General features: G+C 69.4%; 12 protein-coding genes. 4 read left to right on the forward strand and 8 right to left on the reverse strand.

Translation table 11 applies throughout. From position 1 onward, the window contains the following. Window positions 1–145: 145 nt before the first annotated feature. Complete coding sequence (locus tag LQ757_RS15095) at window positions 146–1,129, reverse strand: LacI family DNA-binding transcriptional regulator (protein ID WP_231048066.1); 984 nt, start codon at window positions 1,127–1,129, stop codon at window positions 146–148. Between the two features lie 119 nt (window positions 1,130–1,248). On the opposite strand from LQ757_RS15095, the gene LQ757_RS15100 reads away from it, so the two are divergent. Further along, entirely contained in the window at window positions 1,249–2,382 is a 1,134-nt protein-coding gene (locus LQ757_RS15100; protein ID WP_231048067.1) for a glycoside hydrolase family 172 protein, read from the forward strand. A gap of 58 nt (window positions 2,383–2,440) precedes the next feature. On the opposite strand, the gene LQ757_RS15105 is transcribed toward LQ757_RS15100, so the two are convergent. The 6 genes from LQ757_RS15105 to LQ757_RS15130 all read right to left on the reverse strand — a co-directional run bounded on the left by LQ757_RS15105 (window position 2,441) and on the right by LQ757_RS15130 (window position 10,114). Then, window positions 2,441–4,927 (reverse strand): GH116 family glycosyl-hydrolase, encoded by a 2,487-nt coding sequence (locus tag LQ757_RS15105; RefSeq protein ID WP_231048068.1) that lies wholly within the window; start codon window positions 4,925–4,927, stop codon window positions 2,441–2,443. Beyond that, complete coding sequence (locus LQ757_RS15110) at window positions 4,924–5,673, reverse strand: hypothetical protein (protein ID WP_231048069.1); 750 nt, start codon at window positions 5,671–5,673, stop codon at window positions 4,924–4,926. Before LQ757_RS15110 ends, LQ757_RS15105 begins: the two co-directional genes overlap by 4 nt. Beyond that, window positions 5,670–6,575, reverse strand: coding sequence for a carbohydrate ABC transporter permease (locus LQ757_RS15115; RefSeq protein ID WP_231048070.1), 906 nt, complete (start codon window positions 6,573–6,575; stop codon window positions 5,670–5,672). Before LQ757_RS15115 ends, LQ757_RS15110 begins: the two co-directional genes overlap by 4 nt. Beyond that, a complete protein-coding gene (locus LQ757_RS15120; RefSeq protein ID WP_231048071.1) occupies window positions 6,572–7,492 on the reverse strand; it encodes a carbohydrate ABC transporter permease in 921 nt (306 codons plus the stop codon). The genes LQ757_RS15115 and LQ757_RS15120 overlap by 4 nt, the downstream gene beginning before the upstream one ends. Next, window positions 7,485–8,801, reverse strand: coding sequence for an ABC transporter substrate-binding protein (locus tag LQ757_RS15125; RefSeq protein WP_231048072.1), 1,317 nt, complete (start codon window positions 8,799–8,801; stop codon window positions 7,485–7,487). Before LQ757_RS15125 ends, LQ757_RS15120 begins: the two co-directional genes overlap by 8 nt. Before the next feature lie 188 nt (window positions 8,802–8,989). Beyond that, complete coding sequence (locus tag LQ757_RS15130) at window positions 8,990–10,114, reverse strand: glycoside hydrolase family 183 protein (protein WP_231048073.1); 1,125 nt, start codon at window positions 10,112–10,114, stop codon at window positions 8,990–8,992. 196 nt (window positions 10,115–10,310) lie between these two features. Here LQ757_RS15130 and LQ757_RS15135 point away from each other — a divergent pair, with 196 nt between their 5' ends. Together LQ757_RS15135 and LQ757_RS15140 are read left to right on the forward strand one after the other, a co-directional pair. After that, a complete protein-coding gene (locus tag LQ757_RS15135) occupies window positions 10,311–10,733 on the forward strand; it encodes a MarR family winged helix-turn-helix transcriptional regulator (RefSeq protein ID WP_231048074.1) in 423 nt (140 codons plus the stop codon). A gap of 5 nt (window positions 10,734–10,738) precedes the next feature. Continuing rightward, a complete protein-coding gene (locus tag LQ757_RS15140; RefSeq protein ID WP_231048075.1) occupies window positions 10,739–12,256 on the forward strand; it encodes an MFS transporter in 1,518 nt (505 codons plus the stop codon). 98 nt (window positions 12,257–12,354) lie between these two features. Here LQ757_RS15140 and gdhA read toward each other — a convergent pair whose 3' ends face one another. Continuing rightward, on the reverse strand, window positions 12,355–13,716 hold the full coding sequence (gdhA, locus tag LQ757_RS15145) for an NADP-specific glutamate dehydrogenase (protein WP_231048076.1): 1,362 nt from the start codon (window positions 13,714–13,716) through the stop codon (window positions 12,355–12,357). Between the two features lie 342 nt (window positions 13,717–14,058). On the opposite strand from gdhA, the gene LQ757_RS15150 reads away from it, so the two are divergent. Further along, window positions 14,059–15,105, forward strand: a complete 1,047-nt coding sequence (locus LQ757_RS15150; RefSeq protein WP_231048077.1) for a LacI family DNA-binding transcriptional regulator — start codon at window positions 14,059–14,061, stop codon at window positions 15,103–15,105. Window positions 15,106–15,113 lie beyond the last annotated feature (8 nt).

Below are 15,113 nucleotides of genomic sequence, written 5' to 3' on the forward strand. Positions count from 1 at the left end.
ATCGATTTCATGATCAACCGCGATCGGATGTCCCGCCACGGCCGTCGGCGCACCGAGGCGCCGCTCCGTGGAGGACCCGATCGGCTCAAAGGTGCCGCTGGGAACACGAGCGACGGGAACTCCCCCGCCGAATGGGCACTCCGGCTCAGTCGGCCGATCGTGCCGGCTGCAGCTCGCCGCGCAACACCACCGTGCGAGCCGGCTGGTCGTCACCCGCGATGCGCTCGAGCAGCATCTTGGCCGCGGTCACTCCCATGTGGCGTGCCGGAAGCCTGACGAGCGTGACCGCACTCGGCGACAGGGTCGTGAAGGGCAGCGATCCGACGACGGCGACGCCGAGCTTCGGCGGCGTGAGCCCGCGCTCGGTGAGCACCTGGATCGCGCCGACGCCGAGCAGGTTGTTGCCGGCGACGACCGCATCGGGCGGCTCGGGCAGGGCCAGCAGCTCCTCCATCGCCTCACGCCCGCCGTCGACACGGAAGGTCGAGTACCGGAGCAGCTCGTCGGGGTCGGCGTCGGGGGACTGCCGCGCGATGACAGCGCGCCAGCCCTGAGCCCGCTCGTACGCGGTCTCGATCAGCTGCGGGCCGGTGATGCAGGCGATACGCCGGTAGCCGGCCCGCACCAGGTGCTCGGTCGCCGCCTGCCCCGCCGTGCGATTGGCCATGATGACGCCGTCGATGTCGTAGCCCGTGCCCCGGTCGACCGCGACGACCGGGCGGCCGGCGGCCTGGATGTCATCGAGGTTCGTTTGATCGGAGGCTGCGGCGAGGATGACCCCGGCCATGTGCTCGGAGATCGCGATCTGGAGGTAGGTGGCCTCCTTCTCGAGCTGCGCATCGGTGTTGCAGAGCACGACGGAGAAGCCCGCCTCCTGCGCGATGTCTTCGACGCCGCGAGCGAGTTCGGTGAAGTAGGGGTTCTCGATATCGGGGATCACGAGCGCGATCACCTCGGACTCCTGCTTGCGCAAGGTGCGGGCCGTACGGTTCGGCGTGAACTTCAGCTGTCGCGCCGCCTCGCGCACCGCGGCGACCTTCTCGTCGGAGACGGCCACCCCGTTGAACACCCGTGAAACCGTCGCCGGCGAAACTCCCGCGAGCTTCGCCACTTCGTAGATCGTCGCCATGCGCCCTGCCCCTGCGCCGGCCCGCGTTGACATGCCGGTGAGGCCACTTTACAGTGTTGAAATCGATTCCAGCGCGCGGGCGCCCCACGTGCTGCGCCGACACGAGGAAGTGGCTGAACGTGAACTCCCTGCAACCGCCGAATCCCGACCTCTCGTCGATCGCCGCGATCGGGCCGCTGCAGACGCGGTCGATCTCGCCCGAGAACTTCGACGGCGCGAAGGGCGGCGGCGGCCGGGCAACCGAGGGCACCGGGGCATCCTGCGCCCGCGATCTCGGACCGGGCTGGAAGATCTCGCCGAGCGTCGACGTCAAGGCCGGCGAGACCTTCGACCTCGCCACCATCGACGGCGCAGGCAAGATCACGCACATCTGGATCACGACGCACACCGACAACTGGCGCACGCTCATCCTGCGCGCCTACTGGGACGGCGCCGACGAGCCTGCGGTCGAAGTGCCCTACGGCGACTTCTTCTGCAACGGCTGGGGCGTGTTCGCACAGGTCAACTCGCAGGTCATCGCGGCGAACCCGCACGGCGGCTTCAACTCGTACTGGCCCATGCCGTTCAAGGAGGGCGCCCGGCTCACGATCGAGAACACCTCGGTCGTCGACGTGCGCGTGTACTACCAGGTGACGTACGAGATCGGCGGCGACTACACGAACGACGGCTATTTCCACGCGCAGTGGCGTCGCTCCAACCCCCTCGAGGAACTCGTGCCCCACACGATCCTCGAGGGCGTCGAGGGCCGGGGCCAGTACGTCGGCACCTACCTCGCCTGGGGCGTGAACTCCAACGGCTGGTGGGGCGAGGGCGAGATCAAGTTCTACCTCGACGACGACACCGACTACCCGACGATCTGCGGCACCGGCACCGAGGACTACTTCGGCGGAGCATGGAACTTCGACATCCCGGGCCAGGGCTACACCGCGTTCTCGACGCCGTACCTCGGCATGCCGCAGGTGATCCGGCCCGATGGTCTCTACGTCTCGCAGCAGCGCTTCGGCATGTACCGCTGGCACCTGCTCGACCCCATCCACTTCACCACCGGCCTGCCGAAGGTCGACATCCAGGCGCTCGGCTGGCGCAGCGGATGGCGCTACCTGCCCTTGCGCGACGACATCGCCTCGACCGCGATGTTCTACCTCGACCGGCCCACGGCTCGGCGTCCGAAGACCCCGACGGCCGACGACCTGGAGGTGCACCTCGGGACGGCGCCGGTCCCCGACCTCGGAGCGACGCCGCCGCGGGCCTGACGGCCCGCTCGAGTGCGGGCGACGCGCTCAGCGCGCCGCCCGCTCTCCGTTGGGTCTCCTAGCGGCGAACGATCTCGAGGGCGAACTCCCCCTCGGCGACGTCGACGTCGACGTCGGCATCGGTCACAACGACCGTGCCGTAGCCGGTCGACGCGATCCACGGCCAGCGCCCGGCGGGCCCGACGTGCATGGTCCCCGTCGCCTCGTCGACGCGCACGCCCGACCGCGCCTGCAGCACCGTCCACCCGGCCATCGCCCTCGCGTAGTGGTCACCGCACTCGATCTCGTTGTACGGGTTGCGCCGCGAGCCGTCGTGGCGGTTCCACAGGCCGTCGAGCACGGCCTGCCCCTCGGCGTCGAGGCCCTCGAACAGGCAGTGCGCGGCGACCTGCGCCTCGATGCCCGTCCAGACCTCGTCGGCGTACCGCGTCGGCACCTCCGGCCGGCCGCCGTCGGGCCACGAGCACATGAGGAGCCCGACGTCGTCGGCGGTGTCGGCGTAGACCCGGTACGGGTGGCTGAAGTCGGCGAAGCCGTGCCTGAGGTTCGAGCCGACGACGTGGCGCAGCGCGCTCCGCACGTGCTCGGCGGGCAGGATGTGCCCGAGCCCGAGCTGGTGCGCCCACCACTGCCCGATGACCTGGTCGCTGAGGATGCCCGTCATCCACTGGAAGTCGGTCGGGTCGCCCTCGTCGAGACGCTGGATGTAGTGGGTGCCGTCGAAGAGCGCCTCGTCGTAACCGCGCGAGCCGGCCTCGAAGCGCTCCCGCGCCTCGGCGGCCGCATCGTCGTCGCCCGCGAGCAGCGCCAGCTCCTCGTACGCGCGCAGCGCCGCGAGCCACAGCGAGCCCATGAACGGGTTGACCCCGGCCAGGTCGATGTCGTGCGTCGACGGCTGGATGCCGTGCATCACACCGTCGCCGTCGGCATCCCATTTCTCGGTGATGTGACGGTACAGGCGCTCGAGCGACGGCCAGCGCCGGTCGAGCCATTCGGCGCCTGCGCCGCGCTGCACGTCGCGCAGCGACTTGAGGATCGTCGCGAGCATGCCGTCGAGCGCCGGTTCCTCGGGCCCGCCGATCATCTCGCCGATCATCTGCGGGATGTAGGTCGGCACCCGCAGCCGGTGCGGGATGGCGCCGTTCGGCGCCTGCATGACGTCGAACTCGGTGTCGCGCATGTCGCGCTCGAGCTCGGGCCAGAGCCCCGCGAGCGCGGCCTCGTACTGCCAGACGTGCGTGCAGTTGAGCGGGCACGAGCCGCCGAACACGCCCGACCACATCCAGGTCGATGCACCGAGCGAGCCCTCGTAGCCGTAGAACCGGCCGTCGGCGCCGATGAAGCACGTTGGGCTGCGCACGTAGGCGGCCTGCGCGGCGAGGTAGTCGGCCTCGCGCGGCGCGAGGCTCGATGAGGTGAGGGTCTCCGTCCAGCGCGAGGTGCGTTCGACGAGTTCCTCCCAGCGATGCTCGACCTCGGCCTGCACGTCGAGCGCGTCGCGGAAGCGCAGTCCGTAGGCGTTGCCGAGGTGGAAGCGCGACGCCCCGGTCTCGGGGTGCGGCCGCCCGAACTGCTCGATGTCGACGAAGCGGTTCGGGAAGTGCCAGGACATCGAGAACCGGATCGTGCGCGACTGCCCCGGCTCGAGCCAGAAGGGCACACCGACGACCCCGAGCCAAGAGCGGCCGGGCGCGCTCGCGCCGGACCCGCCGCGCGGCGCGTTGAGCTGGGGGTCGCCGACCGTGGGCGCGACCTCGAGGCGCGAGCGGCCGTCGTTGAGCGCCCGCGAGTCGAGGAAGGCGCGCAGGTGCTCGACGCCCGTGCACCTGGCGAGGACGGCGGCCGTCGGGTCGTCGGCCGCGAGCACGAGCTGCCCGGCGAGCTGGTCGGACTCGTCGAGCGAGGGGTTGTCCATCACGACGCGCGACCACCCGCGCCCGCGCAGCAGCCGGTTGACGTTGCCGCCGAGTCCCGGGGTGTGCTCGCCGATCGGGGTGATGCCGTCCCAGCCGGCCGCGTTCAGCAGCGAGCCGGCGAGCGTGCCGTGCACCGGGTACTCCCCCGTGTTCGTGAGCGTGAACGAGAACAGCCCGGTCGGGATGCCGCTCGTCTCGACGTCACCCGGCACCATCGGGTTCAGCGCGCGCATCGTCACCGCGACGGGATGCCTCGGATCGCTCAGCTCGATCTCGGCGATCGGGTACGTGCCGCTGAACCGGGCCGACCCGAAGGCGGCGAACCGCCCGGCCGCCGCCGACATCCATTCCGGCACCGCCGCATCCGTCGTCAGCGACGCACGCGGATCGTCGACGGGGTGCCCCTGCACCATCGTCACGACGTCGAGCGGCGGCTCGATCTGCGTGACGCGCATCCAGAAGCCCGTGCCCGGCAGGGCGCCGACGTGGTTCGGCATGCCCTGCAACTGCCACTGGCGCAGCGACCCGTCGGCGTTGACGGCGAAGCCGCCGGTGCCGATACCGCCGATGGGCATCGCGAGCGCGGGCGCCTCGGTGTGCGGAAGATCCTGTCGGAGGATGTCGGTCATGCCTCTCCTTGCGTGGCGGGGGTGACAGGGACGACGGTCGAGCGGCGCTGCGGGGTGAGCGACGGAAGCGCGACGCCGAAGGCGGTGACGGTCGGCCAGGCGGCGGCGACCGCGAGTACGGCAAAGACGGGCGCCGCGAGGGCGAGCAGCCCGGTGAACCAGGTGAGCCCGAGCCAGACCACGGCGACCGTGACGACGATCGCGGCGAGCGGGCCGAGGGGGCGCCGGATCGTCGCGAGGAACGACATCACGACGATGGTGCGGACGCGGACGTCGCCGCGCATGGTGCCGACCGGGATGGCGACGACAGCGACGAGCGCGACCACCACCACCAGCACCGTGCCCGCCACGGCGAGCACCTGGAAGTACGGCGAACCCGACGAATCGGCGATGGCCGCGACGAAGCTGCTCCACGCCGCGAGCAGGCACGGGGCGAGCGTGCACGTCCAGACGACCACGAGCCGGCGCCCGACGCCCGGTCGGCGGTCGTCGAGCTCGAAGAGCTCGCCCTGCATCCGGTCGACCGCCCACGCGACCGCCGGAGCGGCGACGATGCCGACGGCGACCCAGGCGAGCGGCGAACTCGGCCCGAGCAGCCACCCGGCGCCGACGTACGCGGCGACGACGGCGACACCGAGCACCGCGAGCGCCGGCAGCGACCGCCACGCCGCACCGGGCAGGCGGCGCAGCACCGGGTCGACGACCGGGCTCTCGTCGGCGGCGCGCCCGGCGGCCACGCGGGTCATCCCTTCAGCCCCGTCGACGCTACCGACTCGACGATCTGCCGCTGGAAGGCGAGGAAGACGACGAGGAGCGGCAGGACGACCATCGTGATCGCCGCGAACACGACGACGGCCGGTGCAGCGCCGAAGCCATTCTGCAGCGTGACGAGTCCGAGCGGCAGGGTCATGTTCTCGGGGCTCGACAGGAAGATGAGCGGACCGAAGTAGCCGTTCCACGACGCCTCGAAGCCGAGGATCGCGAGCGCCGCGATCGCCGGCGCCGAGAGCGGTACGAGCATGCGGAAGAGGATCCACAGGTGGCCCGCCCCGTCGATGCGCGCGGCCTCGTCGAGTTCGCGCGGGATCGTCTTGAAGTACTGCGAGAGGAAGAAGATCTGGAAGACGTTGATGAGGGCCGGCAACCAGAGCGAGGCCAGGGTGTCGACGAGCCCCACCTGCCGCATCATGATGAAGATCGGGATGATCACGAGCTGGGCAGGCACCATGAGCGCCGACAGCATGAGCACCAGCAGGAACCGGCTGCCGCGGAAATCGATCCGCGCGAAGGCGTACGCCGCGAGCACCGAGAAGATCAGCGATCCGGCCGTCGAGATGGCCGCAAGCAGCAGCGAGTTGGCGAACTGCTGGAAGAACGGCATGTAGTCGAACACGTCGGCGAAGTTCTCGAGCGTGAACGGGAGCGGCAGCCAGCTCGGCGGACTCGCGAAGGCGAACTCCGGCACGGTGAGGCTCTGCACGATGAGCCACACGAGCGGCGAGATCATGAGGACGCCGAACACGACGAGGACGACGTCGACGACCACGCCGCCCGGGGTGCGCCGCCGCGCCTTGCGGCGCCCGGCCTTCTCGAGGGCCACGAGCACGTCGTCGCCCGGCACGGGTCGTGCCTGCGAAATGGTCGTCATGATTCGTGCACCCATCTTCTGCGGCCGATGAACTGCAACAGCGTCACACCCATGATGATCACGAAGACGAGCAGGGCGACCGCGGCGGCGTAGCCCATGTCGAACGCCTGGAACCCCTTCTCGTACAGGTACATGATGATCGTCGTGGTCGAGCCCTGCGGCCCGCCCTTCGTGATGATCTGGATCGGGTCGAAGATCTGGAACGCCCCGATGAACGTGATGATCGTCGCGAAGAACAAGGTCGGCGACATGAGCGGCAGGGTCACGTTCCAGAAGATCTGCCAGGCGGTCGCCCCGTCGGTGCGCGCGGCCTCGAGCAGCTCCGACGGCACGGTCTGCAGGCCCGCCAGCATGATGATGAACGTGAACCCGAGCGTGTGCCAGAGGTCGATGAAGATGATCGCCGGGAGCGCCCACGCGGGGTCGGCGAGGAAGTTCGGCAGCTCGATGCCGAACATCGCGGCATACTGGCCGACGTAGCCGAACGTCGGGTCGAGCACGTACTTCCACAGCAGCGAGACCGCCGCCCATGAGATCAGGAACGGGAAGAAGATCGCCACTCGCGCGAAGTAGCCGATCGATCGGCTGATGAGATTGTTCACCCCGAGCGCGAGCAGCAGCCCGAACACGAGGTGCGTGACGATCGAGGCGAACGCGAACACGAAGGTGTTCCAGAGCACCTGCGGCAGCTCGGGGTCGGAGAACAGCTGCTCGAAGTTCGCCAGCCCCACGAACTCGGGCTGCGTGAGCAGATCCCACTTCAGGAAGGCGAGCACGATCGCGAAGACGAACGGCCCGGCAACGAAGATCAGGAAGAGGAGGACGGCGGGGCTGACGAACAGCCAGCCCGCCGCCTCGGCGCGGCGCCGCTGAAGCAGGGCTTCAGGGCGCCGCGCCACGATCGTGTCGTCACTCACCGACCAGCGACTCCAGCTCGGCCTGCGCCGCGTCCAGGGTCTTCTGCGCTTCGCCCTGGCCGGCCACGATGGTGGCCCACGCCTCCTCGATGGCCTTCTGCGCCTCGGCGCCCTGGTCGATCGACGGAATCGGCGTCGCGAACGACATCGCCTCGCTCAGCCTGACCGTGCCCTCCGGTGCGTTGTCCGTGAAGGCTGCGGAGTTCGCGACCGATTCGCGGGCAGGCACGATCGTTCCGCCGATCTGCGCAAAGTACTCGCCGGCCTCCTGCGACATGAGGAACTTGATGAACGTCCAGGCAGCCTGCTTGTTCTCGCTGTTCTTCGTGATGTTCCACGCGTCCCACCCGACGGGCGATCCGTTCTCGGTCTGCGTGGGCCAGTTCACGACGACGGTCTGGTCGACCATCTCCATGTCGCGGATGCCGAGCACCGGCCAGCGACCGCCGTTGAGGGTGGCGAGCTTGCCCTGTTTGAACGCGGTGTTGCCGTCGAACTGCCCGCCGGGCTTCGGAGCCAGGCCCATCTCGACGAGGCTCCGCGCGAACTCGGCCGACTCGACTGCGGCGTCCGAGTTGTACGTCGGCTCGCTCCAGTCCGCGTTGAACGTGCTGGCACCGTTCGTCGTCAGCCAGGGCATGACGTCGACGAAGTAGCCCGAGCCTGCACCGGTGAGGTACGCGCCCGTCTTCTCCTTGATCTGCTTGCCCGCCGCGACGAACTCGTCCCAGGTCCAGTTGCCGTCCTCGGGAATCGCGACGCCGGCCTTCTCGAACACCGGCTTGTTGAGGTACATCGCCATCGTGTTGAATCCACCGGGGATGAAGACGGTTTCACCGTCGGGACCCGACGCGAACTCCTCATTGAACTTCTGCAGGTTCGGGTTGATGTCGGCCCAGTAGTCGTCGACGACGTCCTGGTCCTGCTCGATATAAGGCGCGAGGTCCTCGAGGATCCCCTTCGACGCGAACAGGCGCTGCCCCTCGGTCGCCACCTGGATGATGTCGATCTTCTGTCCGCCGGCCAACCGTGTCGCCACGGTCGTGGAGAAAGTGGCCCAGTTGCCGCTCGGGATGCCGACGGCCTTGAGCTTGATGTCGGGGTACTCCTTGTTGAACTCCGCGAACAGCGCGTTGAACGCCTTCTGCTGGTCGGCGTCGCCCATATAGACGAAGCTGAGCTCGCCGCTGTCGGGGCTGCCCGTCGCGCCCCCGCCTCCATCGCCTCCGGGGGTGCACCCCGTCATGAGCAGTGCCGCGGCCGCAACACCGGCGGCGGCCTTGGCGAGGCCCTTCATTCTCTTGTGCATTCGTCCCTCCTCAGGAACTCGACTCGTCGATGAGTCGATGCTGTGGCCGGGTCAGGAATCCCGGTTCGATTGAGCTTCGGCCGTGGTGCCCGGCAGGTTCTCGGTTCGCCGTTGACCTCAACTTGTCGGCCAGAGTATGCGAAATCGATTTCAAGCGCAATGGCCGGATGCCGCGCGCCGACGCCGACTCACTCGCCCCGCTCGAGTTCGGCCGCGAACCAGTAGACGTTGTACGGACCCCACAGCGACAGCGTGAAGTAGATCGTGCGACCGTCGTCGGAGACGTAGCGCGGATTCAGGTACGGCGAATAGAGCCCCGGGTAGTCGGCGGCGGACACCATCTCGATCGCTTCACCCCACGGCCCCCACGGCGTGATCCCCTCTCGCACGTAGGCGTTGCCGGCGTCCGAGTAGCTCATGATCCAGCGGTCGAGGTGATCCGACCACATCACCGAGAGCTCGCCGATCGTGCCGTCGAGCACCGTGATCGCATCGCCGATCTCGGAGCTCCACGAGGGCGCATCGCCATCGGAGCCCGCGAAGTACTCGTACGCCGAGTCATCCTCGACGGCCTCGACCGCCGCAGGCACCCGCATCAACTGAACGCCGCCGAAGCGACCGGCCGGGATACCCCAGAAATACACGTACTCGGTGCCCTCGTCGACGACATGGGCGGTCGCCACCTGGATGAAGTTCGAGTCACCCGCCCACCTCGGCGACTCGAGCGCGGCCCAGGTCTCGCCCTCATCGGTCGACTTGGCAAGGCCCGCGTAGTTCGCGTCCCAGGCGCCGGGCTCGCCCCAGAACTTCACCGACATATATGAGAAGTAGAGGGTGTCGTCGATCGCGAAGCCGTAGGTCGGGATCTTCGTCACCTCGCCCGAGCCATCGTTCGCGTCGTGCTCGCCCTCGACGAGGGCGGCCGCGAGGCCGATGTCGTCGACGGGCGTCCAGCCGTCGAAGGCGATGCCGTCGCTCGGGTCGTCGTCGACCGTCCAGGCCGAGACGTTCGAGCGCCACATGCCGCCCTGCCCGCCGTACGAATCGGGGTCGCGATCCCCGAACGTGTCGCCGAACAGGAAGAACGTCCTGTCGCCCAGATTGACCATCGAGCCGAGGTCGGTGCCGGCGACGCCGACCGCCTCGGTGTCGTTGATCGCGTCGGGTCCGGTGAGCTTCGCGATCTCGGTGACGTTCCCGACGCCCTCGAGCACGAACGGCTTGTCGGGGTCAGGATCGAGCATCACCGGTGCAGCCCCGCCCGCGTTCGGGCCGGCGCATGCGCTGAGCGTGAGGGCCGTTGTGACCGCCATGGCGGCGCAGACACCTCGTCGAATTCCGCTCCGGGTGCTTGGGTTGCTGATGCTACGGACATGGCGCATGATCCTCCTCGATCGTCTCGGCCACGATACGGCGGATCGGGAAAATCCGAAATCGATTTCATCATCGGACCTGAACCTCGAGACCTCAATTTTACTTAGCAATGCTAATGAGCTACACTAATTAGCCATGGCAACCATCGCAGAGCAGAGCACCGAGCTGCGCTTGGCGACGTTCCGACTGGCCCGCCGAATGCGCGCGCAGAAGGCCGACGAGGCACTCAGTGACGCGCAGTTCGCCGTCCTCGGCGCCCTCTACCGCGGCGGCACGCAGACCCTCACCCAACTCGCCGAGCGCGAGAAGGTGTCGGCGCCGTCGATGAACCGCACGGTCAACTGCCTCGAAGAGACGGGCTACATCGAGCGCACCGCCGACGAGATCGACCGCCGCAAGACCAACATCGCCCTGAACGACGCGGGCATCGCCCTCGTCAAGGCCACCATCTCGCAGCGAGACGCGTGGCTCACCACCCGCCTGCGCGACCTCTCGAAAGAAGACCGCGCCGTGCTCGCCCGCGCCGCAGAACTGATGGGAGGGCTCGCCACCCAGTGAGTGCAATGTTCCGTTCCCTCGCCCACCGCAACTACCGCATCTGGTTCATCGGCGCCCTCGTCTCGAACGTGGGCGCCTGGATGCAGGCCACCGCCCAGAACTGGGTCGTCCTCACCGAACTCACCGACAACGACGCCTTCGCCGTCGGCATCACCATGGCACTGCAGTTCGCCCCGCAACTGCTGCTCGTGCCCATCACCGGCCTCCTCGCCGACCGCTTCGAGCGCCGCAAGATCCTGTTCTTCACGCAGTCGGCGCTCATGCTGCTCGGCCTCGGCCTCGGCCTGCTGCTCATCCTCGGCCACGCCGAGCTCTGGCACCTCTACGCGTTCGCCCTCGCGCTCGGCGTCGTCAATGCCGTCGACATGCCCGCGCGCCAGACCTTCGTCTCCGACCTCGTCTCGAGCTCGAACATGTCGAACGCGGTCGCGCTGAACTCGGCGTCGTTCAACTCCGCCCGCCTCATCGGCCCCGCCGTCGCCGGCGTGCTCATCGTGCTGGTCGGCTCGGGCTGGGTGTTCGTCATCAACGCCATCTCGTTCATCGCGGTGCTCGGCGCGCTCGCCATGCTGCGCGGCGGGCGGCTGAGGCCGGTGTCGCGAGCGCCACGGGAGTCGGGGCAGTTCATCGCGGGCTTCCGCTACGTGCTGACGCGGCCCGATCTCATGATCGTGTTCGTCATCGTGTTCCTCATCGGTGCGTTCGGCATGAACTTCCCGATCTTCTCGTCGACGATGGCGGTCGAGTTCGGGCGCGGTGCCGGCGAATACGGCCTGCTCTCGTCGATCCTCGCGATCGGCTCACTCACGGGTGCGCTGCTCGCCGCCCGCCGCGAGCGCGCGCGCATCCGCGTCGTCATCCTGGCAACCGCGTTCTTCGGCCTCGCGACGCTGATCGCGGCGCTCATGCCCAGCTTCTGGACGTTCGCGGCCTCGACGATCCTCATCGGCCTCGGCGCCGTCACGATCCTGACGACGGCCAACGGCTACGTGCAGACGACGACCGATCCCGCGCTGCGCGGTCGCGTCATGGCGCTGTACATGGCGATCCTCGTCGGCGGCACCCCGGTCGGCGCACCCATCGTCGGCGCGGTCGCCGACGGCCTGGGGCCGCGCTGGGCGCTGGGCGTCGCGGCGGTCGCGGCCGCGGTCGCCGCCCTCATCGGGCTGGGCTGGCTCGTGTTCTCACGGGGAATGCGGTTGGCGCGGCATCCGGATTCCGCGTGGCGACCCGTCGTTCGATTCGCGGATGCCCCGACCGCGGCGCTCTCCGCGATCGAGACGCAGTCCGTTCCGGTGGCGCCGGCCGCCTCTTCGGTCGCGAACGATCGCCTCGTGCCCGCCGACTTCTCGGAGGAGGTGGCGCTCACGTCGCCGATCCCGCTGCCGAAGCGGCCGCCGCGCGGGCCCGAACATCGCGGGCCCGAGCATCGCCGGCCCGAGCATCGAACGCCCGAGCATCGAACGCCCGGGCACCGCACACCCGACCTTCGGGCGCCCGATCGCGCCGGCACCGCGGGCTGAGCTCCGCCCGCCCGCTCGCGAGATGACGCAAACCGTTGGAACGCGCCGCGCTTACCGACGATTTGCGTCACTTCGCGGGGTGCGCGGAGGCCTGAGGCTCAGATCACGCCGAGCGCGAGCATCGCGTCGGCGACGCGGATGAACCCCGCGATGTTCGCGCCGACCACGTAGTCGCCGGGCGCGCCGTACTCTTCGGCGGTCGTGGCGGTGCGTTCGTGGATGCCGGCCATGATCTCGGCGAGCCGCGCCTCGGTGTGCTCGAAGCTCCACGAGTCGCGTGAGGCGTTCTGCTGCATCTCGAGCGCCGATGTCGCGACGCCGCCCGCGTTCGCGGCCTTGCCCGGCCCGAACAGCACCCCGGCCTCCTTGAGCACGCGGATCGCACCGGGAGTCGTGGGCATGTTGGCGCCCTCGGCGAGCGCGATGAGCCCTCCGGCGACGAGCTTCGCGGCCTGCGCCTCGCTGATCTCGTTCTGCGTGGCGCACGGCAGGGCGACCTGGATCGGCTCGTCGCTGTCGATGTCCCAGACGGATGCCCCGGGCAGGAACTTCGCCCGGCCGCCGCGCTCGTCGGCGTACACGCTGATGCGCTCGCGCCGGCGTTCCTTGATGTCGCGCAGCAGGTCGAGGTCGATCCCGTCGGGGTCGTGCACGGCGCCCGCCGAGTCGGACGCGCCGACGACGATGCCGCCGAGGGCGTGCACCTTCTCGATCGCGTACGTCGCGACGTTGCCCGACCCCGATACGAGCACGCGGGCGCCGTCGAACGCGCGCCCCTTCGTCGCGAGCATGTGCTCGGTGAAGAACACGGCGCCGTAGCCGGTCGCCTCGGTGCGCACGAGCGAACCGCCCCACGTGAGGCCCTTGCCGGTGAGCACGCCCGACTCGTACTGGTTGGTCATGCGCTTGTACTGGCCGAAGAGGTAGCCGATCTCGCGGCCGCCGACCCCGATGTCGCCGGCGGGAACGTCGCGGTACTCGCCGACGTGCCGCGAGAGCTCGGTCATGAACGACTGGCAGAACCGCATGACCTCGGCGTCGGAGCGGCCCTTCGGGTCGAAGTCGCTGCCGCCCTTGCCGCCGCCGATGGGCATGCCGGTGAGGGCGTTCTTGAAGATCTGCTCGAAGCCGAGGAACTTGACGGTGCCGAGTGTCACGGTCGGGTGGAACCGCAGGCCGCCCTTGTACGGGCCGAGCGCCGAGTTGTACTGCACGCGGAAACCGCGGTTGATCTGCACGCGACCGGCGTCGTCGACCCACGGCACGCGGAAGATGATCTGCCGCTCGGGTTCGCAGATGCGCTCGAGGATCGATGCCTGCACGTACCCGGGGTGCTTCTCGAGCACCCGGTCGAGCGAGTCGAAGACCTCGTGCACGGCCTGGTGGAACTCGGCTTCGCCGGGGTTGCGCGCCAGCACCTGGGCGTAGACGTCTTCGATGGCAGAGCGATGTGAACTCACGCGCGGACCTTCCTGTCGAGCGGGGCTGCCACGTGGTGCAAGCTCGCGCGCGGCGCTTCCACCATACCCAGCCCTCCCGAGCGGGCCTCCCATGTGACGTGGGCTCAGCCGGCCGGAGCAGGCGAACTCGGCTCCGGCGCGCGCGAGCCGGCGCACGGGCTCGGTCATCGCGACGACGCGACGACGCGACGGGTCACGGTGGCTCCACCTGTGGGAAAGCGCTGCCTGAGTTGTATCATTCCTACCAGTACCACCGACACGACGCCCAACGGCCCGCTCGCGACATCCGACTCGCGCCGCCTAGGCGAGTCGCGGCGCCCGCGCCGAAGCGCAGGAGGACTGATGACCGACAGCGGCATCGACACTCGCCCGAACCGACCCGCGACCCTGCATGACGTCGCCCGCGAGGCGGGCGTCTCGCTGGCCACCGCGTCGCGCTCGATCAACGGCAGCACCCGCAAGGTGAACGACGAGTTCCGCCAGCGCGTGCTGGAGGCGGCGGCGCGGCTCGACTACTCCCCCAACGTCTCCGCCCAGGCCATGGTCCGCGGAACGACGACCACGGTCGCGCTGCTCGTCGCCGACATCTCCGACCCCTATTTCTCGTCGGTCGCGGCAGGCGTCATCGCCGAGGCGGAGAGTGCTGCGCTCATCGTCACGATGGCGGTGACCGATCGCGACGCCGAGCGCGAGCTCGACCTGGTTCGCGCCCTCCGAGGGCAACGTCCGCGCGTCATGATCCTGGCCGGATCGCGGCCCACGGCCGACACCGCCGAGAGCGCGCTCGGCGAGGAGCTCCGAGCGTACGAAGGCGGGGGCGGCGTGGTCGTGCTCATCGGCCGCAACGAACTCGACCTGCGCACGGTGCTCGTCGACAACGCCGGCGGCGCCGTGGCACTCGCGCGCGCGCTGACCGGCATCGGCTACCGCAGGTTCGGCGTCCTCACCGGCAGCGAGGGGCTGCTCGCCGAGATCGATCGCCTCGAGGGCTTCCGCGCCGGGCTCGAAGCGAGCGGCGGCGAGCTGCGCGACGACGACATCGTGCGCACGGCGTTCACGCGCGACGGCGGCTACGACGGCATGCGGCGGTTGCTCGCGCGCGGCCTCGCCGGGGTCGAGCTCGTCTTCGCCGCCAGCGACATCATGGCCGTCGGTGCGCTCTCGGCGATCCGCGACGCAGGGCTCACCCCCGGCACCGACGTCGCCGTCGCCGGCTTCGACGACATCCCGACCACGCGCGACGTCACCCCGCCGCTCACGACGGTGCGCGTACCGCTCGAAGCGCTCGGCCGCCGCGCGCTTCGGCTCGCGCTGGGCGATACGGATGCCGCTGCCCGCGCCGTGGCGACCGAGGTCGTGCTGCGCGAGTCGACGCCGGCGCGCGGGTAGTTCACCGT

Source organism: Agromyces cavernae (assembly GCF_021044935.1).
In the GTDB taxonomy this organism is placed as follows: domain Bacteria; phylum Actinomycetota; class Actinomycetes; order Actinomycetales; family Microbacteriaceae; genus Agromyces; species Agromyces cavernae.

Coding starts and splice junctions, on each gene's coding strand:
- LQ757_RS15110 (WP_231048069.1), bottom strand. CDS start 5,673: ATGACCCGCGTGGCCGCCGGGCGCGCCGCCGACGAGAGCCCGGTCGTC.
- LQ757_RS15105 (WP_231048068.1), bottom strand. CDS start 4,927: ATGACCGACATCCTCCGACAGGATCTTCCGCACACCGAGGCGCCCGCG.
- LQ757_RS15115 (WP_231048070.1), bottom strand. CDS start 6,575: ATGACGACCATTTCGCAGGCACGACCCGTGCCGGGCGACGACGTGCTC.
- LQ757_RS15095 (WP_231048066.1), bottom strand. CDS start 1,129: ATGGCGACGATCTACGAAGTGGCGAAGCTCGCGGGAGTTTCGCCGGCG.
- LQ757_RS15150 (WP_231048077.1), top strand. CDS start 14,059: ATGACCGACAGCGGCATCGACACTCGCCCGAACCGACCCGCGACCCTG.
- LQ757_RS15140 (WP_231048075.1), top strand. CDS start 10,739: ATGTTCCGTTCCCTCGCCCACCGCAACTACCGCATCTGGTTCATCGGC.
- LQ757_RS15130 (WP_231048073.1), bottom strand. CDS start 10,114: ATGGCGGTCACAACGGCCCTCACGCTCAGCGCATGCGCCGGCCCGAAC.
- LQ757_RS15125 (WP_231048072.1), bottom strand. CDS start 8,801: ATGCACAAGAGAATGAAGGGCCTCGCCAAGGCCGCCGCCGGTGTTGCG.
- LQ757_RS15135 (WP_231048074.1), top strand. CDS start 10,311: ATGGCAACCATCGCAGAGCAGAGCACCGAGCTGCGCTTGGCGACGTTC.